Source organism: Tigheibacillus halophilus, assembly GCF_042683165.1.
GTDB classification, from domain to species: Bacteria; Bacillota; Bacilli; order Bacillales; family Amphibacillaceae; genus Tigheibacillus; species Tigheibacillus halophilus.
Genome location: NZ_JBHUIZ010000003.1, coordinates 73,361 through 92,595, shown reverse-complemented (window position 1 = coordinate 92,595; position 19,235 = coordinate 73,361). Strand labels below are relative to the sequence as shown.

The following is a 19,235-nucleotide window of genomic DNA, read 5'->3' as shown; positions in this document are numbered from 1 at the left end:
CACATGCATCCTCTGACACATGTGACAATTTGGTTTTTTAATTCCCTGGAGGTCTATTGGTGCGGTATTTATTGTCATTTTTCATATCGTTGATTTCTTCTTTGCTCTTGTTTTTCTTCGCGTTCTTCTTTTTGCTCACTGGATTTCCCTCCGATCATATCTATTTTGCCACTTCTAATAGGAATTATGAATTTGATTGCATCTGTCCTGGCTTCTCCTAAATAATTGGTGTTCATTTTTTTTATAAAAAATTGAATGCTCATGCAATAAAAAAACAGCAAGGAAGACCATGCTGTTTTTTTTATTTCACTACAAATTTTGTATGACTGCTGCCTTCTTTATTCTTACTGACTTCCAGTATGGCGGGGAAGATATCTTTGAGTTCCTGTACATGAGATATGATGCCGATAAGCCGGCCTGATTTCTGCAAATCGACCAGTGTATCAATCGCTTTGTGCAGGGATTCTTCATCCAATGTGCCAAATCCTTCGTCAATGAACATCGTATCAATGGAAATGCTGCCTTGAAAACTTTGAATGACATCCGACATGCCTAATGCCAAACATAAAGAAGCATTAAATTTTTCGCCGCCTGATAACGTCTTAACATCCCTTGTCTGTCCAGTGTATGCATCAAATACATCGATACTGAGACCGCTCTGTTTCCCCCGTGCTTCTTGACGGGAACTTCTAGTCAACATAAATTGGCCATTTGACAAATTTTTTAACCGATGGTTTGCGGCTTCAATGATTTGCTCTAAGTATTCCATTTGCAAAAAGCGTTCGAAAGATATTTTCTGGCTGTTCTGACCGCGAATAACATCATGTAAATCTGCAATGACAGATAGCTTTTTCTCATATGACACACATTTTTGGGCTGTTGTTTGGATATTCATTTTTAATTCAGAGGCCTTATCAAAATATTCCTTAGATGCATGCCACTTATCCAGTGCCTGCTCATAGTTTTGTTTCAGCTTGTCAAGCTGTATTTCCATTTCAGTCAAATCTGTACGTTGTTTGTCCTTCAACATCGTTTGCAATTCCAATATCTGTTCATCAAGTGTTGATTGTTCCTGCCTGAACATACGAATTTCTTTTGCCAGATGTGTTTGCATTTCTTCCGTCATTGTTGCAGCCTGGTATGCCACTTCGGAATCAAAATCCGCTTCTTTCAAGGCAGTCAGGAGCTGCTGTTCACTTTTTTCCTTTTTGGACTTTGCTTCTGCTAACTGCTTCACTGCATGTTCTGCATCTGTCACGGCACGGTTATAATGATCCCGGGCCTTTTCCAGTCCCTTTTGCGCTTGTTCTGCTGCATGATCCAGGGCCTCTTTCTGTTGCTTTAGATCGGCAATCAATTTTTCAAGTGCTGATAAGCTGCGTACACTGTCCGGAATCATGTTCAGCTTGTCTTCATAGATAGCTTTAGCTTGCAAATAAACTGACTTCTGTTGCTGATAGGACTGGTCATTTTTTTCTTTTTGATGATTCAATTCTTTGATTTCTGCTTCAGCAATTCTTTGTTTTTCTTTATAATGTTGCAGCTGTTCGGCATTTTTGGTTAGTTTGGAAACCATTTCACTCTGCTGCTTCCCGGAAAGGATAAGCTGCTGATAAGTTTCCCGGGCGTTGTCTACAGTAATGTTTTGTGCTTTAACAGCCTCCGAAGCTTCTGTCAACAAGGACACATTATGTTTGTAATCTGCCTCGATGCCAGCATATTTACTCTCTTGCTTTTGTAGAGCGGCTTTTGCCTCCTGCAGCCGCTCTTTCGTTATGTCAGCTGTATCATGTCCCAACGCTTGCTGCCCGTGCCAGATGCTGCCACATACCGGGCAGGCATCTCCTTCATGCAGATGAGCGGCCAACACACTTGCCTGATTGTCCAGCCAGGTCTGTTCCATGTTCTGATACTGTTTTTGGACCTCCTGCAGCTGAGCAGACTGTTCACGCTTTTCTTTTATTAATTTTTCCTGTTTATCTGCAGCTTTCAAATAATCATGAAGGATACGAGCCTGTTCACGCATTTCTGTCAGACGATTTTGTTCTTGAGGCAATTTCGCAACGGCTGTATCCAATGCTTTCACTTTTTCCTGATGCTGATCGTAAATCTGTTGCTTTTCTTTTAATGTGTGGGTGATTTCCTGTAATGCTTCCTCTGCCAGTTTCATACGTTTTTGTGAAACCATCACCTGTTCAGATCGTTTGTTTATTTCCTCCACAACAGGCAGCAAGTCCATGTGCCTATCCAGTCTTTTGCCCAATGCTTCACGTTCCGGTTCCTTCTCAGCTTGTGCTTTTGCCTGTTGCTGTTTGTCCGACAGTTCTTCCTTGGCATGCTTCAAAATCTGGTCTGCATTGTTGCGATTTACCGTTTTTTCTCTCTCGGTTTTGCGCCAATCTTCTGCTTGCTGCTGAAAAGGTAAGATTTTTGCCGCACGTTCCGCATTTTTTAAACGCTTTTCTTTTTCAAGAAATACTTGTTCCTGGCTGGCAAGTGCATCTCGCCGCTGTTCTTTTTCTTTCAAACGATCAAACTGTTCGTTCATATTTTTGGCCTCGTGGTAGGCCGTTTGTTTTTTCCCATGCAATGCGTAAGCTTGCTCGTACCTATTTCTGTCTGCAGTAATTCCCTCGCGGTAATAGGTGATTTCATCATCAAGCGCTGCCATAACCTGCTGACTGTGGTAGTATTCCATCTGCAACACTTTCTGCAGCTGGGAATGTTCACGAAGCGGCAGCATATGGTGTATTCCATGCAAATAAGAATCGAGCATTTCTTTTGCCTGCTGATAAGAGCTCATGGCCGCATCCTTTTTCTCTTTCAGTCTTTCGGCTATCTGCTGATACGATTTTGTTTTAAAAATCTTTCTCAGAATCGCCTCTTTATTTTCTGTTTCTGAGGTTAATAATTTGCGAAATTCCCCTTGCGGCAGCATGACAATCTGCTTGAACTGATCCTGTGTCAAACCTAGTAAAGATTCAACCTTTTGATTGATATCGGACACAATCTGACGGTCTACACAGGGAATTTCCCTTTCATCTTTTTTCTCAAAAAATTCGTATTTTTCCCCTGTTTTCGTTTTGTTACCCTGCTTAATGTGCCCAAGCTGTCGCAAAATCCGGTACTTCTTGTCCTTTAGCGCAAACTCCAGTTCAACGGATGTATGTACATCATCAGATGCGAAACCACTGCGCAGCATGGTCATATTTTCCCTATCCGTCCCACTGGCACTTCCATACAAAGCAAAACAGATCCCATCAAAGATCGTCGTTTTTCCAGCACCTGTTTTACCTGAAATGACAAAAAGCTGCTGGTCATCAAGCTGCTGAAAATCAATCACTTCCGTATCTTTATATGGTCCGAATGCAGTCATGGTCAGTCTTAACGGTCTCATCTGTTTCCTCTCCTTTGGCTGTGCATCAGTGGTTTACCGATACTTTCTCTTTTGATGGTATGGAAGTTTCGGAATCTGCTTGATTCATTTCTTCCAGCACCTCTGAAAAAATCGCTTCTGTTTCTGAAGTGGCTGCTTGCCCTTTTACTTCCTTATAAAAAGCCTTGAATAGATCCAAATCATTCATTTGCGTGCGCTTCTTTTGCTCTCCCTCTTCCACACCAGCCGGAGTGAAAAAGTAATTTTTACGTTCCACATGCAATGCATTCGGATATACCGCACGTATTTTTTCCATCGGTGAAAGCACTGGCGTCTCATCTAACAGTTTTACAACTACATAATCTTCATTGACAGGATGTGTCAGAAGTTCATCTATCGTGGCTTCAACAGTTCTGATGTCACGGCGGGGTGACAACAATCTTTTCTCTATTTCAGTATGTCCTTCCCCATCCATCTCCACAATGTAGTAACCTTTCTTGTGGAATTCTTCGGAAATGGAATATTTCAGCAATGAACCACTATAACGGATGTTTTCCTGCAGGGCCTGATGCGCCTGGTGAAGATGTCCCAATGCTGTATAATGGAAGTTTTGAAAAAGATGGGCATCCACATGCTCCGCACCGCCAATGGAAAGCGGTCGTTCTGAATCACTTGTATTTTCTTCCGCTTCACCAAATGGCGTTACAAATGCATGTCCCACAAAAACATGGCGGGCGGTATGATCCAAGTTTTCCACAATGTTCGTAGTGATTGCCTTCATGGCGTCATTGTGATTGCGTATTGTCTCATCATTATATACATGTCGTACAACACTGGGATCGCAGTATGGAATTAGGTGAAAATGAACATCGCCATATGTATCTGAAAGTTTGATAGGCTGAGGATCTTTTTCTAGTTGACCGATAATATGCAAACCGTTATTTTTCATAATGTTTGAGCCAAAATGAAGACGGCTCGGACTATCATGGTTACCTGCTATAGCAAGTACCGGTATCTTCAAATCTAAGACGATTTTTGCCAATGTTTGGTCAAGAAGATGAACCGCTTCGACCGGAGGGACTGCACGGTCATATAAATCGCCTGCGATAATGACGGCATCGGGCTGTTCTTTTTCCACTGCCTCAGTGAATTGTGCCAATATGCATGCCTGATCTTCTGTCATATAGACACCCTGCACCAATTTGCCCAAATGCCAGTCAGCCGTGTGGAAAAATTTCATTATTATCCGCTCCTTAAAAGAATTAAGAGAATTCATCAGTTTGTTCTTGCTACCGCTATTTTATCATAGCGGTGAATATAACCGTCAGTTTAATTTTCTATGACTATATGCTTATTTTACCACAATGTTTTATACTGTTTTTTTCAAAAGACGTTTGCAGTAGTCATCATTTTTTTTGATTCCTCATACTTCTTTTCATTGTAATCTATTTACTCCTTAATAAAAACACCCTTAAAGTCAGATTCTTATTCTAACTTCAGGGGTGCAACCCATTCACTGCTCTTTTTGTCCAAACCAGCTGAAATTTCTGCTCAGAAATTGAAAGGTAAACCATAAGCCCGCCGCTATTACCAATGACAGCATTATCCTTGGAAAAAAAGAAATATCATATACGTTGGCAAGAATACCGGCCGGCACTGCAGAAACAAAACCGATTACAATAGGTACCATTCTTGATTTCTCTTTCTTGTTCCGCATGAAAACACCACCCGTCATTGAAAAACTGTGTATTTTCAATATGGCTGTTTTTGGAAAAAATATACATTTTGATAAGATGGATGCAACACGCAAGCCTTGTCGGACCATGATCGTACGAACCTGATGAAACAAAAAATCATAACAACAGGGGACCAAATCACCCTATCATTTTTTGTACAGCTTCAAAATAGTACAAACTACACTTGAAAACAGAACGTATATTCGTATATGATGGATGTAATTGTTAATTTATTACAGTTTATTTTCCACTACTTCATTCAAACAGGAGGAGATGAAAATATGTACAACCAAAACAGCAACCCATTTACGTGGCAAGACATTTTTAACCAAAACTGTCTGAGAGTCAGATTCTATTTGTACACGATCAGCTCATATCAAAAAAAGCCGATGGCATCCACATTACGTCTTAATCGTCAACCATTTTTTTGCGATATAGGGCCCATGGCAAGTTATTTTCGTTATGTGCTTCGAAATAGATTCATGTAATGGGCTTCTGCTGACACATCGTTATGGTTAATCAGTATACTTGGAAAACAGGCAAGAGGAAACAACTGGTCATGTTAGTTATACCTGGCTAGTTTTGTCCCAGGTCCATCATTTCAAATGAAATGGTTCGCATTTTTTTGCCAAGAAAAAAGCACCTTCTGGTCAGATGTCCCAAAAGCAGACTCAGCCTGCTCTTGGGACACCTCAGTCATGGGTGCTTTTTCGACGATTTCAAGCCATCACTATCAGGATCGTACGCCACATCGAATTTCTTGGTAAGTTTTTCTAATTTCTTATGGTACGCATCTGTTTCCTCAACGTACTCCTTGTATATTTTTTCCGCTTCACGGTCAAGCTTCTCATCATGCTTTTCAATCGCCTCAGCTCTGATCTGATTGGATTTCAACATCTTTTCAGCAGTTTTTTCCAGCATCTGTTGGGGTTCTTTTAGTTCATCAATAATTGGATTGATATTTTGTGCCTCTTTCAGTGCTTTTTCATATGCGGGAATCACTTTATTTACCAGTATTTCATACTCTGTCTGTTTATCCGTATAGTTTTCCCCTGTAACTGAGTCCATGAAGTCTTTGGCTTGCTTTTCATACGCAGCAACCCGTTCTGTATCTTCATTGATAAAGGCGATGATACGATCCTGTTTCACTTTAAATTTATTCAAGTCTTGATTTTCCATGTTTTCGACAGGTTTGTAAGAAACCTTGAATTTCTCTGCAATTTGCTTGACAGACTTATTATACTGTTTAAATAACTGCCCATATTCCACAAATCTTGCTTCAGACGTTTGTTTTAAGTCTTGGCGATCTTCTTCGATCGACTGTGCTCTCAGTTCAAGTCCTTCTTTATAAGCTTCAATAGAATCAAGCAAGAACTTACGCGGTGTTTCCAATTCGTCAAACCTTAAATCAATATCTTTCGTTAATTGGCCGGCTTTTTCAAATGCAGGTATCGTTTCATTGACAATGGTTTTATACACTTTTTGATCGTTCTCGTTATGCTTATCATCCATTACTTGCTGCAAAGAATCAAATGCTTTCAGTTGTACTTCAGCAATCGCATAAACATCCTCATTGATGAATGTAGAAACAGCTCTTTGCTTTTCCGCAAAGCTCATTTCTTTTTCAGCTTGATCTTTTTTCGTATCGGGGGCTTTATGATCACTGCAACCAGCCATTATCACTAGTAAGGCCAGCAGAGTTGAAATTATTTTTTTCATGAACATCCATCCTTTTCACCATTATAACGTAAGCCATTTGGTGCTGCACGGAAATGTGTATCTATTTTGTCTCTTCCAACAAAAAATAAAAAGAAACAGCTTCGATACAGGAACGCTTGTTCCTGTTTGGAATCCGTGATATACTCGGGAAAAGTAATTCAGATGCCCCCAGGAACCATCATTCTTCGATTGTATAGAAAAGAAGCAAAGGAGCTGGAACATGGGCTATGGACAACGAAAAACAAAAACAACATGTATCTTTTGAAGAAATTTATGAACAAAATAAACGAAGAATCTATTATCAAATTCACAAAATGAACATATCAGATCCGTACCATGATTTTTTTCAGGAAGGACTTTGCGCCTTGTGGAATGCTTACGAAACATATAATCCAGACAAAGGAACCATGGCAACGTATTTCAATTATACAATACGGAACCGCTTGATTGATAAAATCCGCAAAGACTCACGTATGAAAGAAAAGGAACAAATAATCATCGCAGAAAATAAAAAAGATTATGACGATGGCAATCACAAGCGACAGCGCGAAACAGTCCAACCAATCCCCCATCAAACAGGAATAGAAATTATAGATGAACCTTTTTGGAAAGCCTTACAAACACAATTGACAGACAATCAATGGAAATGGGTAAAGGGCTGTATCATCCATACTTGTACAGTGAAAGAAATTGCAGCAGAAGAGGCTACTACTGTAGAAGCTGTAAAAAGCTGGGGGAAACAAGTGCGTAAGAAATTGCGCAGCGAACCGTTTCGAAAAATGATTGGTTTGGACATTGAAGACACATGATTTTTCAACAGGAGGGGGAGAAACACTTACCTTCCTGTTGATGTATGGTTTGTATCGTTTAATTGTGATTACCGATTCTTGCGGAGCAGGTAAGCACTTTATTTATAAGCATTGATGAATTTCCACATGGCCTGGGAAAACTTTCTGAGCTCAAATTGACAAATGCCATCTTCCAATTTGTTTGAAAGTGACAGCATTACACTTTCTAAAAGAAACGCTCGCGGCTTTTCCTTTAAAATTTCCTCCTTTAAGAAGCGGAGGTATTCTGTCAGCTCTGCATCGCCTTGATCTGTATCAGCAATGAGTGTACACATTGTATCCAGTTGATCTAAGAGTTGATCTTTTAATTGTGTTACAGTCTGCGATTCAAGGATCACATTCAACCAATTTACAGGGAAAAAAACTTCTTGTTTTTCAATTTGATCCGCAATCATTGGTTGCAAACGGTTAAGAGCGAACTGGATCAACTTATGGAGTGATATGTCTTCACTTGTTCCGATTTTCCATACATGCATGAGATGATGTATCATGCCTAAAAGTATTGTCGCCTGGTCGAGTGTATATTGACTGTTTGCCGGTGTGTAGACTTCCTCTATCCGCTTGGCAATCCATTTGATTTCATGAATATGCTGCTTGTGCATGAATGCGATTAAGTCAGGATCTTTTGAGAACATGACTGATTCGAAGAGGACGAATAAGTTATGTTCTTTATTCATGTCCATTCTTACAGCCATTTGTTTGAGAAACACTCCCTCATCCCGTTTGTCCTTCCCTCTGGCAAGCTCTCTTCTTTTTTGGTCACCCTCACGATCCACATATGCCAGTATAGCTATCAAACATTCATTTTTTGAAGGGAAATAGTTATAAAATGTACCTTTAGAGATTTCTGCTGCCTGGATAATATCTTGAATGGATGTTTGCGCAAAACCTTTTTCAATAAATAGTTCCAATGCAACATCGATGACACGTTTTTTCTTCTCGTTCATTTACTCACCTTTTTATATATTTTTATACTTCCATTCTACTCGTTAAACTCTTTATTATCAATACATTAAACTTTTTTATATTTTTTTATTGTATTTTTTGGACTGACGGTATAAAATACTTTAGTATCAGAAAAACAATGCTAGGGAATATGAAAAAGAAGGGGGCATTTTCCACCTGGTTTCCACTGGGAGGAACATAATAAATATTAAAAAAGAAAGAGGTAGTAGTAATTGACGACAACTGAATCGATTGCGACGCCTAAAAAGGCACCTTATGGCATTATTGCCGTACTATTTATTGGTGCATTTGTGGCTATATTGAATGAAACTTTACTGAATATCGCGCTTCCTTCCATCATGAAAGATTTTGGTGTGAATGCAACGGCTGTACAATGGCTGACTACCGGTTATATGCTGATTAACGGCATTTTGATTCCTGCCAGCGCATTTTTTATTCAGCGTTTCACAAACCGAACACTATTTATTGCAGCAATGAGTTTGTTTACATTAGGAACAGCTCTTGCCGCTTTTTCACCTTCTTTTGGCGTACTGATTGCCGGAAGAATGATCCAGGCGTCCGGATCAGCAGTGATGATGCCATTATTAATGAATATCATGCTGGTCGCATTTCCTCCGGAAAAGCGTGGCACAGCAATGGGATTCTTCGGTCTGGTGATGTTTGTCGCTCCGGCAATCGGACCGACCTTATCCGGTTGGATCGTTGAGCACTACAGCTGGAGAACACTATTCGATATGATGATTCCGATAGCTGCCGTAACATTATTATTCGCCATCTTCAAATTAAAGAATCTTACACCGCAGCGTGAAATCAAATTGAATATTTTATCCATCATCTTATCCAGCCTTGGCTTCGGCGGCTTGCTATATGGCTTCAGTACAGCAAGTGACAGAGGGTGGGCAGATCCGTTTGTTTACGGAACAATTATCATAGGAGGTATATCTTTAATTGCCCTGATCCTTCAACAATTACGTATGAAGGAGCCGTTGCTGGAGTTCCGTATTTTTAAATATCCAATGTTTGCTTTGTCATCAGTCATTTCTATCGTTATCGCAATGGCATTATTTTCGGGAATGATATTGATTCCGATTTATGTACAAACAATCAGAGGATTTTCTCCATTAGACGCTGGTTTGCTTATGTTACCAGGGGCGATTGTAATGGGAATCATGTCGCCGATAACCGGCAAGCTGTTCGATAAGTATGGTCCGCGTACGATGTCTATTCTGGGATTATGTATTCTGGTGGGAACGACTTATTTCTTTTCAAAATTGGGGCTGCATACATCCTATATGCAACTCGTCATGTTGTTCACGATTCGCAACTTTGGTATGTCGATGGTCATGATGCCGATTATGACTAACGGTTTGAATCAACTGCCGCAAAAGGATTATCCACATGGTACTGCCATGAATAATACATTGCAGCAAGTATCTGGGGCAATTGGATCCGCATTGTTGATCACCGTCATGAATAATCGTACACAATCCAAAGCGACAGAACTCGGCAAGGAAGCCATGGCTAATATGGACGCAACAGTACAAGAGTCCGCTCATAGCATGGCTGAAATGAAACAACAAATCGCGAATGAAGCGATGCTTCACGGCATAAATTTTTCATTTCTCATTTCAACAATGATTGCAGGGGTCGCTTTGATATTAGCATTCTTTATCAAACGTGTACCAACATCTCCAGGTTCTGCGCCAAGTCCAGACAAGTCAGTGGACCCTGTCGAATTCGCGGCAACAAAGCCCAATGAATCGCCTGTAAATTAACATAAAGCCCCCTCCACTGAGATTATAACCATTCAGCAGAGGGGCCTTTTAATTTAAAATGTCTTGTTCGATTATCCTTTCAAAACGCTCAGCTTCTTCGATAAAAGGCATATGTGCGGATAATTCAAAGGTATAGAAAGTTTTCTCCGGTGCCTCCACATGCTCATAATAGGCCATCGCCTGTTGCAAGGTGGTCTGATAATCATGTAACCCTTGGATGATGTATATCGGTATATGGATAACAGGTACTTTGGCAATCAAGTCAATCTCAGCCAAATGGCGAAGAAGCGGAGAAGAAATTTGCATCCCACGGATAATGTTGACTTTTTCCCAAAAGGTGTATGCATCATTGACCGCATAGGCCGCTAAAAGCTTTATAAGAGAATATTGCCTGCGAAACATCGCTCCTCCATATTTCATCAAATATTTACGTAAAACGAATTCATATTTTTCATTTTGATAGTACTTCGTGTCGATCTCCAGTGATTCCATATGCTTCAATGCCTGTTTATCCCGTTTTTTTCTAGCAACACGTTTCAGAAAGGAAAGCGTTTCTTTTTCTGATTCTACTTGATTGCCAATCTGCCCAGAGCCGATATAGGCATGGTATCGCTCTGGATATCTGCCTGCTGTAATAGTTGCCAAAAAGGTCCCCCATGAATGTGCAAATAAATATATCTTTTCCTGTTGAAATCTGTCTCGTAAATAATCCGTTACTGCAATCGTGTCTGCCAGCAATTGCTCCACGGTAACTTTTTCTTGTCCATCCTTTTTGACAAACGACATTCCAGTTCCGCGCTGATCCCAATAGCAAACTGTAAAGTACTTTTCAAGCCGCAGACCGCCTTTTTTCATCAATGGATAAGCTGGCAGACCAGGGCCGCCATGAATGAACAGCAATACAGGCTTTCCGGGTTTTTCACTCTCTATAATTATCCCTTGGCGGCATTGATTAATATCTGTATATTCTTTGACACGCAGGCTCCCGGGGATGACATGTCCTTGACTATCTATTAATGGAGATAAGGTCCTCTTCTTCACCATTTTGTAATTCATGATTGTCACTGCCTTTTCGATAATCCATATATACTAGTATATCATCATCAAGGCAGATTACGCGTCCGCAAGAACCAGGACCCGAATTTCGATTTCATTTAAAAACAGGCATCCACCTTCAGGTTGCGGTGAATGCCTCGTTTTTCTTATATTCCCGATTGCCACTTATTCATTAAATATACTGCGTCTCCTCTTAACACATCATAAGCTTCATCTGATACAGTCTGTTCCTTACGTAATTCTTTCAATAATACTTGAATAGAACGCATATGTTTTAACGCTTTATCTTCCTTCGACTGTTTTTTGTAATGCTGAACTGCAGACAAATGAAGCCACAGCTGATGTGCTGATAAATCATCGGTGATCTCCCCGCGCTTGGCAAATAAATCCACAAGCATTTGCATGCCCGCAATTGATAGAGAATGGCCGCCTGGAGCTAATGTCAATTCAGCTGTGACGGGTACATGATCTGACGGTCCAGAGAGCCCTAGGCCCGATGCATTGACTTGCATTCGTTTGGAGGCGAAGATATAATCAATCCGTTTTTCGGGTGCATTGGATGGATAAGTATAACCTGGCTCTTCTCCCTGTAAATCCCATCCATCCTGGAACCATCTTAATAAAGGAGAGAGTTCTTCTGCTTCAGGCCCTGCATTCATATCACCCATTAAGATGGAATAGGTGTTTTCAGACATAATCTCCATCATATCCGATACTTGCATTATCCGTACAGCAGGGTCTGGCCGATAATCCAGATGCGTGACAAAAAAAGAAACGGCAGCTCCATCGATGTCTATATCAGCTTGTAAAAAACCAGGAGCAAGTGTTGGTATCGGATCCGTGTCCTGTGTGGATAGACGCGTGATGAAATGGTTTTCAGTTCGAATAATCGGATATTTGCTCAATATTCCAACGCCAAATTGCCGCCTTGGGGCTCCCTCTGTATCTGGGTCAAAATCATATATCGGAGCAAAATAATAGTGCATATGCAATTTCTTAGCAAGTAACTGTATCGTATCCTCATAATCACTGCGGCTGCCCCAATGAACATCCACCTCCTGTAACCCGATGACATCTGCATCCATTTCAGAAAGCGCAGATGCAATTCGGTTCAAGTCGTATTTTCCGTCGGCACCTGATCCCGCCTGAATATTAAAGGTCGCTACCTTTGCATTTACCTCATCAGAGGGTTTCGGTGCGGCTGATGCTATTGTGAGGTTTAGAAATCCAACAAAGAAAATCAAACTGAGTAAAAATGACCATCTTTTTTTCATTATCGATTTCTCCCTTTTGTTTTTAATAAAACCCGTTAAAGCCCTCGGCTATAACGGGTTTTCCCTCTAAGATTCCTGCCATTTCTGCATCAAGTAATCTGCACTGTCATACAAATGCTGATATGACTCCGCACTGATCGCATCGTTCTCTCTTTCATGTTTTAGCATTAATTTAAAACCTTGTAGATGCTTGACCACCTTCTCTGGAGAATTTTTTTTCTCAAATTGGCTCACTGCTGTCAAATGTGTCTCCAAAGCGCGTGAGACCATACTGCTCTCGAATTCGCCATCGGCTTGCAATTTTACAACAAAACGTTGCAAATCCTTTGCGCTCCACCCATAAATTGCATGGGCGGCTTTTTCGGAAACTTTTTTCCGGATGCTATTGGTTGAAACTGTTTCTCTCGTTGGATGTACGCGATTGGTCAGTAATATGGTGACAGCTTGGTTATTGGGATTAATGACAATAGATGTTCCTGTATAGCCTGTATGACCCATTGCGTTTTCATCGGCAAGCGCATCCATATACCAATCTTGGTTCAATTCCCAGCCAAGGCCATGATCCTGCCCTGGAAAATCCCCGTTCCAATTGGTTTGAATCAGCTTGATCGCCTTTTTAGAAAGAACCTGTATTCCTTGGTAAGAGCCATTATGAAGTATCATTTCAGCAAACACGCTCAGATCTGCTGCTGTACTGAATACGCCAGCATGGCCAGCGACACCATCCAGGGCCCATGCATTTTCATCGTGCACACTTCCCCAAACCAGCCCCCGGTTCGTCCATGGTTGGTACTCCGTTGCCGCGATTCTATCTTTTAAACCAGCAGGCGGCTGATACATCGTATCACGCATTTCCAGCGGCTCCGTGATATGCTCTCGCACAAAAACATCTTCTCTCTGCCCGCTGATACGCTCAATTAGTACTCCAAGCGTCATGAAATTGATGTCGCTATATATATAATCCGTATCAGGATCTGTTTGCGGTGCATCCTCCATCGCAAACTTTAAACGGTCTTCCCTATCTCCTTCCACTTCATAAAGACTTTTGGAAGGACCTGGCCTAAGCCCGGAAGTATGGGTCAGCAGCTGTTTAATCGTGATGTCCCCTTTGCCATTTTTTGCAAATTCCGGAATATACTGGGCAACCGGTTCATTCAAATCGAACGCCCCTTGATCCCATAATTGCATGATGGCCGTTGCTGTAAAAAGCTTGGACATGGATGCTATATCAAATATCGTATCTGTTTGCATCTGTACAGGGTTTTCCATTTCCGAGAAATCACTGTCTATATAGCGTGCTGCATATCCATAGGCCTGTTGTTTCACGATTTTTCCATCTTTTGCTATAGCCACTACTGCCCCTGGCATTACGTCCTCCCCTATCGCACGCTCCACTTCGGTATCCAAATCTTCCAAAGGCTTGTCCAGCATATGCACTGCTGCCGGATCAACTTGTGGCAGCTCGTGTGCAGCTGAAATTGTCCCGGCATCCAGTACGATATATGAAAGCATGAATACAAAGATGAACATCGCTGGCATTGTTTTCCTCAACATACTATTTCCCCTCCCTTGATGCAAATTCCAGGCTGCTGCCTATACACCTTTAGTTAATTATTCTTTTTTGAACTTCTGAATGTACTATCAGATTACAGCCAATTTTTATTCACCATTGCTGCTGCATCGATTTTGCCTCTATCTTCAGCTGTTGATAACCTTGTTCTGAAATATCACCAACTTGATATTGTCTGTTAAGTAAATCCAAAAATCCATCCATATGTTTGAACACTTTCTCAGCGGACTGCTTTCTTTCAAACTGCTGTACTGCCTGCAGATGCATTTTTAACATGTTAGCTGTTTCATTATTTGCAATCATACCGTCGCTTTTCAATTGATCAATCATTTTTAGTAAATCTTCAGTGGTAATCTGGTATAAAAGGTAATCTCTGCGCAGTGTTTTAAACTCCTTTAATTCACCCTGCCACTTCTCTGCCATTGCCTCCAAAGACTTTCCTTTCTCAATATCTTCCCTGATCCAACTGTTGCCCGCCAAATTGTCGAAGCTTGCCAGAAAAGAAAAATCATCCGGGTACATATCATGAATCGTTTTCACAATTGCTACCCCTGTGGTGACCGCTTGATACTTCTCCCGATCTGTCACAAACAATTCAACGCCGCCGGACAATTTACCGCTTTCCTTTGAAAATTGCGGCGTGAAGTAAGCTGCGCGAAACTTGATGCCAGGCAAATGCGCTTGATTCAATTTTTGGGCAAGCGCATCACCGTCAATGTAAGAAGCCCCAATTAACTCAAATGGTTTGGTAGTCCCTCTCCCCTCAGAGACATTCGTCCCTTCAATCAGAGCAGTTCCGGAATAAACGGACGCAGTTTCTACTGTCGGCATGTTAGGTGATGGCAGTACCCACGGCAAGTCTGTTTCATCATAATAGCTTGCACGCTTATAATTTTTCATCTTGATAACATCAAGTTTTGCATGAATATCGAATTCTTCATTAAATAACTGTGCCAGTTCGCCTACCGTCATACCATGCCTTTGCGGGATCGGATACAGACCGACAAATGAGGAGAAATCCGGCTCCAGTACCGGCCCCTCCACTTGTCCTGCAATCGGATTCGGGCGATCTAAAATAATCATTTCAATGTTGTTTTCAGCGGCTGCTTCCATCGCATAGGCCATCGTGTAAATGTACGTATAAAAACGAGCTCCGACATCTTGTATATCAAATAGCAGTACATCCACGCCTTCCAGCATTTCCGGTGTCGGTTTCCTTGTTTCACCATACAGGCTGTATACAGGAAGCCCTGTTTTGTCATCAATATAATAATCGACGCCTTCTCCCGCCTGCGCATCTCCCCTCACACCATGCTCGGGACCATATAGCGCAACCAAGTCTACATTTTCGGCATGATCCAAGAGGTCAACTATACTATTCAAGTCCTTATCGACTCCTGTAGGATTCGTAATCAACCCAACATGTTTGCCTTTCAGCTTATCGATTTCCTCATTCAGCAACACATCCACACCAAGTTTAAGCTGTGTTTTTTTGCCAGATGGTGGTTTGCCCTCCACAGAGTTGCCAGATATAGCTGCTCCAGTACCAGCCATTATCAGTACAGCTGCCATTACTATGAAAATCCGGCTTTTTTTCATGGATTTCGCCTCCTGCTTGGAGTTTATTTATTTTTTTGAAATACAATCCTGGACTCGATTCAAGCAACAGATTTCAATTCCTTTACTTTTCTTCTCCTTCAGTCTGCTGTGCCTGGAAAGTCCACTTCAATTGCAATGAGTCTCCTTGGAACTGGTTTTGATCTTCCCCATTATCTATAAAATTGAATTTGACCACTAAATCATCCGCTTCTCCAGCCGGCAACCCTTTTTCTCCAAAATTCGGATAAAAAATGTGCTTGTTAACCGCCTCAGGTGACATATCTTTAAGCTTGTCCAGTGTGGTCTTATAAATAACTTCGTCCAGCTTATCAGCGTTATACAAAAATTCCACTTCAATATGCTTGCCAAAGTCTTCGGTATTGTCCCCTTTGGCATCATTCACCTCGTATTCTGTTTGAAGAAAAACCTTCTCCATATCAAGCGAACCATTGTTTTGCAATTCAAAATCTCGGATCACTGAATCTCCAGGCTTCAAATCACCTACATCAACAACAACGGTCGGTTCCACAGAGAGATCCAGCGTCCCGACTGCAAATGTATTATTGCTTGTAGAACTTGAGCTGAAATAGGCGTAAGTGCCTCCCCCAATCAATGTCATTCCCAATGCTGCAGACATAATTCCCATTGATAATTGTTTTTTCATCCCCATCATTTTTCCTCTCCCTTTTTTATTTATTTAATTTATTTATGAAGCTTTCTTCATTTGTCTTGACTGGAATTACTTTCTCTACCTCAACTTTCCAACAGAGATCACTTACTCCATTTATGCTGTAGTTTCGCTGCAGCCGTATCCAAATAACTGAAAGCTTTTTCACTGATATCTCCATTCTTTTTGTCATGTGCGATTAGCTGTTGGAATCCAGTTAAATGTTTGCTGGCCTTGTCGGTTTTACCGGTTTGTTCAAAACGTTCCACCGCATTTAAATGAATCGTCAACTTACGTGCTGTATCCTTTTTCATATCATCTGTTGCTTTAAACCTGTCTACCAGTGTTTGTATATCCTTTGTATGTTCCACATTTCCAATATAATCCAGGCCATGGCCGATCTCATACTGATCAGGGATGGCTACTGGCAATTCACCTGAAGGGTTGACTTCTCCTGTAAGCACCCGCGAAAGTGCTGCAACGGAAACATCTAAATAACTGTAGGTATTTAAAAACACAGCAACATTTGGAAAGGCCATTAAATCATAGGGATTACGCATCCCAGCCACGATGATTTTTTTACCGGTCTCCTGTATTGCATTAACCATTTCCTGTTGTTTTTCATTTGTATTTGCCGTATAGGTGGTTATCATGATGACGTCTGACTTTTCCGCTTTAGAAACTGCTTGAGATATCTCTTCTTTGGATGGGCTCACCCCTGTAGAAAATGCATCCGCCTTCACATTTTTGTCTTTCAAGAACCTAGTGAGCAAATCCGGTTGGGCTGCGGAAGGACCGGTCACCAGCACTGTTTCACTTCCATCTAATGGAAGTAGGTCCTCATCATTTTTCACAAGAGTGATACTTTTATCAGCAATGTCGTCGGCGGTTTGTAAATTTTCTTCTGAACCAATATTGTTAATGGCATCAGAGGATGTATAAGGATTTTTGAACAATCCGTTTTCCATTTTCTTTTTCAAAATACGGAATACGGACGCATCAAGCCTTTTCTCACTTATCTCCCCGCTTTCCACAGCATCCAGTACGCCGTTGTACGCCAGCTCTACATTAGGCGGATTCAGCAGGATATCCGCGCCTGCCTTGAACGCCTCTACCCCGACTCTTTCCTCCGGCACCACATTGGCCCCCGACATCCCCAGGCTATCTGTAATGATCAGCCCATCAAAGCCCATCTCATCCCGGAGTAAATCGGTAAGAATCGGTTTCGACAACGTTGCGGGCAACCCGGAATCATCCAATGCCGGCACAACGATATGCCCCGTCATGATAGCATCAACACCTTCATCAATAGCTGCTTTGAAAGGTTTTAAATCAATATCATGCAATGTTTTCAAATCATGGTCGATGATGGGCAAAGCGTAATGCGAATCGGTATCCGTATCACCGTGCCCCGGGAAATGCTTTGCGGTCGATATGATATTTTCTTGATTGTAACCCTCTATTTGACTTACTCCCAGACGTGATACCATTTCCGGATCCTCTCCAAATGAACGAACGCCAATAACCGGGTTTTCGGCATTCATATTCACGTCAAGCGAAGGTGCGAAATCGACATTGATTCCAAGGCTTTTCAATTCTTCTCCAAGCACCCGGCCTGAAGCATTAGCCAATTGCTCGGATCCTGTAGCCCCAAGAGCCATATTGCCGGGAAAAACAGTAGCAGGTTCAACAACACGCTGCACAATGCCACCTTCTTGATCAGTTGAAACAAATAACGGAATTCCGTTATCATTCATAGCTACCTTCTGTATATCGTTAGACAGGTTATTCACCTGTCTTGCATCAAGAGGGATGGTGATATTGTCTGTCCAATTGAAATAGATCACTCCTCCAATATGGTATTTTTCTATCACTTCTTTAAAATTTTTACCGCCCCGTTCTTGGTCGATGTTCGTTTGTTCGTATGCTTCGTCTGTCGCTGTTTTACCATAGACATGGACAATGAATAGCTGACCCACTTTTTCTTCTATAGACATGTCAGCCATGATTTTCTGCACCTTGGCATCGAGATTGTCTTTCTGCCCTTTCGCCAGCACACGGTCTGCCAAAAACGGTGTTGGCGTTACCATCATGACAAGCAACAGAAAACTTAGTAAAGCGCTCGATGTTTTCTTCATTGCTCTTCCTCCCTTTTGACGATTTTTAACGATGAAAGGCTGGTCTTGCCGAAAACGATTCACTGCTTTCATTCCACAACAATTTAAAGCGCTTTCATGAAAAGCAGAACTATAGCGGCCACCCCTTTCCACTGTTTCTCATAGTTTAGTGCATCGGCCAAGCAGAATGCAGTCGATTCCTGTCGATGAAATTCCTGTCGATTACTTTAGGTTCATAGAACTATAAAAAAACTGCTGTTTTAGGTACTAATAGCCTATCCTCCAAAAATTTCTGTCTAGTGTAAATACTGATGTACAAGGATTTCAAGTTACACGCGACATTTTTCTAATATGACTCATAGCAAAATTGCCCATAAAAAATGAATCATTTCACCTATTTTAGGTCAATGATCCATTTTTCATCTTATGATTTGATTGAATAGATATCCTTTTTAAACGAATTGTCTTTTATCAAAAAAACTATCTATATTATGATTGTAATGGACAGCTTGGCCGCATCTGCCAATGGAGG

13 protein-coding genes and 1 pseudogene are annotated in these 19,235 nt (G+C 41.3%); 2 read left to right on the top strand and 12 right to left on the bottom strand.

Annotated elements, in window-relative coordinates; all coding sequences use genetic code 11:
- Window positions 1-301: 301 nt before the first annotated feature.
- From ACFSMW_RS00960 to ACFSMW_RS00945, 4 genes are all read right to left on the bottom strand, one after another.
- Entirely contained in the window at window positions 302-3,397 is a 3,096-nt protein-coding gene (locus tag ACFSMW_RS00960) for an AAA family ATPase (RefSeq protein ID WP_390352224.1), read from the bottom strand.
- Between the two features lie 25 nt (window positions 3,398-3,422).
- Window positions 3,423-4,616: an exonuclease SbcCD subunit D gene (locus ACFSMW_RS00955; protein ID WP_390352222.1), complete on the bottom strand. Its 1,194-nt coding sequence runs from the start codon at window positions 4,614-4,616 to the stop codon at window positions 3,423-3,425.
- 273 nt (window positions 4,617-4,889) lie between these two features.
- On the bottom strand, window positions 4,890-5,093 hold the full coding sequence (locus ACFSMW_RS00950) for a hypothetical protein (RefSeq protein ID WP_390352220.1): 204 nt from the start codon (window positions 5,091-5,093) through the stop codon (window positions 4,890-4,892).
- Window positions 5,094-5,808: 715 nt separating this feature from the next.
- Complete coding sequence (locus tag ACFSMW_RS00945) at window positions 5,809-6,831, bottom strand: hypothetical protein (RefSeq protein ID WP_390352219.1); 1,023 nt, start codon at window positions 6,829-6,831, stop codon at window positions 5,809-5,811.
- Window positions 6,832-7,058: 227 nt separating this feature from the next.
- Here ACFSMW_RS00945 and ACFSMW_RS00940 point away from each other — a divergent pair, with 227 nt between their 5' ends.
- A complete protein-coding gene (locus tag ACFSMW_RS00940; protein ID WP_390352218.1) occupies window positions 7,059-7,640 on the top strand; it encodes a sigma-70 family RNA polymerase sigma factor in 582 nt (193 codons plus the stop codon).
- 98 nt (window positions 7,641-7,738) lie between these two features.
- Here ACFSMW_RS00940 and ACFSMW_RS00935 read toward each other — a convergent pair whose 3' ends face one another.
- Entirely contained in the window at window positions 7,739-8,626 is an 888-nt protein-coding gene (locus ACFSMW_RS00935) for a TetR/AcrR family transcriptional regulator (RefSeq protein ID WP_390352216.1), read from the bottom strand.
- 231 nt (window positions 8,627-8,857) lie between these two features.
- Here ACFSMW_RS00935 and ACFSMW_RS00930 point away from each other — a divergent pair, with 231 nt between their 5' ends.
- Window positions 8,858-10,420, top strand: a complete 1,563-nt coding sequence (locus ACFSMW_RS00930; protein ID WP_390352214.1) for a DHA2 family efflux MFS transporter permease subunit — start codon at window positions 8,858-8,860, stop codon at window positions 10,418-10,420.
- Between the two features lie 48 nt (window positions 10,421-10,468).
- Here ACFSMW_RS00930 and ACFSMW_RS00925 read toward each other — a convergent pair whose 3' ends face one another.
- The 7 genes and pseudogenes from ACFSMW_RS00925 to ACFSMW_RS00895 all read right to left on the bottom strand — a co-directional run bounded on the left by ACFSMW_RS00925 (window position 10,469) and on the right by ACFSMW_RS00895 (window position 18,724).
- Window positions 10,469-11,476, bottom strand: a complete 1,008-nt coding sequence (locus ACFSMW_RS00925; protein ID WP_390352213.1) for an alpha/beta fold hydrolase — start codon at window positions 11,474-11,476, stop codon at window positions 10,469-10,471.
- 146 nt (window positions 11,477-11,622) lie between these two features.
- A complete protein-coding gene (locus ACFSMW_RS00920) occupies window positions 11,623-12,750 on the bottom strand; it encodes an endonuclease/exonuclease/phosphatase family protein (RefSeq protein ID WP_390352211.1) in 1,128 nt (375 codons plus the stop codon).
- 66 nt (window positions 12,751-12,816) lie between these two features.
- A complete protein-coding gene (locus tag ACFSMW_RS00915) occupies window positions 12,817-14,304 on the bottom strand; it encodes a serine hydrolase domain-containing protein (RefSeq protein WP_390352209.1) in 1,488 nt (495 codons plus the stop codon).
- 109 nt (window positions 14,305-14,413) lie between these two features.
- A complete protein-coding gene (locus tag ACFSMW_RS00910) occupies window positions 14,414-14,674 on the bottom strand; it encodes an FIMAH domain-containing protein (protein WP_390353867.1) in 261 nt (86 codons plus the stop codon).
- Between the two features lie 3 nt (window positions 14,675-14,677).
- A pseudogene (locus ACFSMW_RS00905) lies at window positions 14,678-15,919 on the bottom strand (exo-beta-N-acetylmuramidase NamZ family protein); the annotation flags it as partial.
- Between the two features lie 82 nt (window positions 15,920-16,001).
- A complete protein-coding gene (locus ACFSMW_RS00900; RefSeq protein WP_390353865.1) occupies window positions 16,002-16,589 on the bottom strand; it encodes a TasA family protein in 588 nt (195 codons plus the stop codon).
- Window positions 16,590-16,690: 101 nt separating this feature from the next.
- A complete protein-coding gene (locus ACFSMW_RS00895) occupies window positions 16,691-18,724 on the bottom strand; it encodes a glycoside hydrolase family 3 protein (RefSeq protein ID WP_390352208.1) in 2,034 nt (677 codons plus the stop codon).
- Window positions 18,725-19,235: the final 511 nt, after the last annotated feature.

Coding starts and splice junctions, on each gene's coding strand:
- ACFSMW_RS00960 (WP_390352224.1), bottom strand. CDS start 3,397: ATGAGACCGTTAAGACTGACCATGACTGCATTCGGACCATATAAAGAT.
- ACFSMW_RS00955 (WP_390352222.1), bottom strand. CDS start 4,616: ATGAAATTTTTCCACACGGCTGACTGGCATTTGGGCAAATTGGTGCAG.
- ACFSMW_RS00950 (WP_390352220.1), bottom strand. CDS start 5,093: ATGCGGAACAAGAAAGAGAAATCAAGAATGGTACCTATTGTAATCGGT.
- ACFSMW_RS00945 (WP_390352219.1), bottom strand. CDS start 6,831: ATGAAAAAAATAATTTCAACTCTGCTGGCCTTACTAGTGATAATGGCT.
- ACFSMW_RS00940 (WP_390352218.1), top strand. CDS start 7,059: ATGGACAACGAAAAACAAAAACAACATGTATCTTTTGAAGAAATTTAT.
- ACFSMW_RS00935 (WP_390352216.1), bottom strand. CDS start 8,626: ATGAACGAGAAGAAAAAACGTGTCATCGATGTTGCATTGGAACTATTT.
- ACFSMW_RS00925 (WP_390352213.1), bottom strand. CDS start 11,476: ATGAATTACAAAATGGTGAAGAAGAGGACCTTATCTCCATTAATAGAT.
- ACFSMW_RS00920 (WP_390352211.1), bottom strand. CDS start 12,750: ATGAAAAAAAGATGGTCATTTTTACTCAGTTTGATTTTCTTTGTTGGA.
- ACFSMW_RS00915 (WP_390352209.1), bottom strand. CDS start 14,304: ATGTTGAGGAAAACAATGCCAGCGATGTTCATCTTTGTATTCATGCTT.
- ACFSMW_RS00900 (WP_390353865.1), bottom strand. CDS start 16,589: ATGGGGATGAAAAAACAATTATCAATGGGAATTATGTCTGCAGCATTG.
- ACFSMW_RS00895 (WP_390352208.1), bottom strand. CDS start 18,724: ATGAAGAAAACATCGAGCGCTTTACTAAGTTTTCTGTTGCTTGTCATG.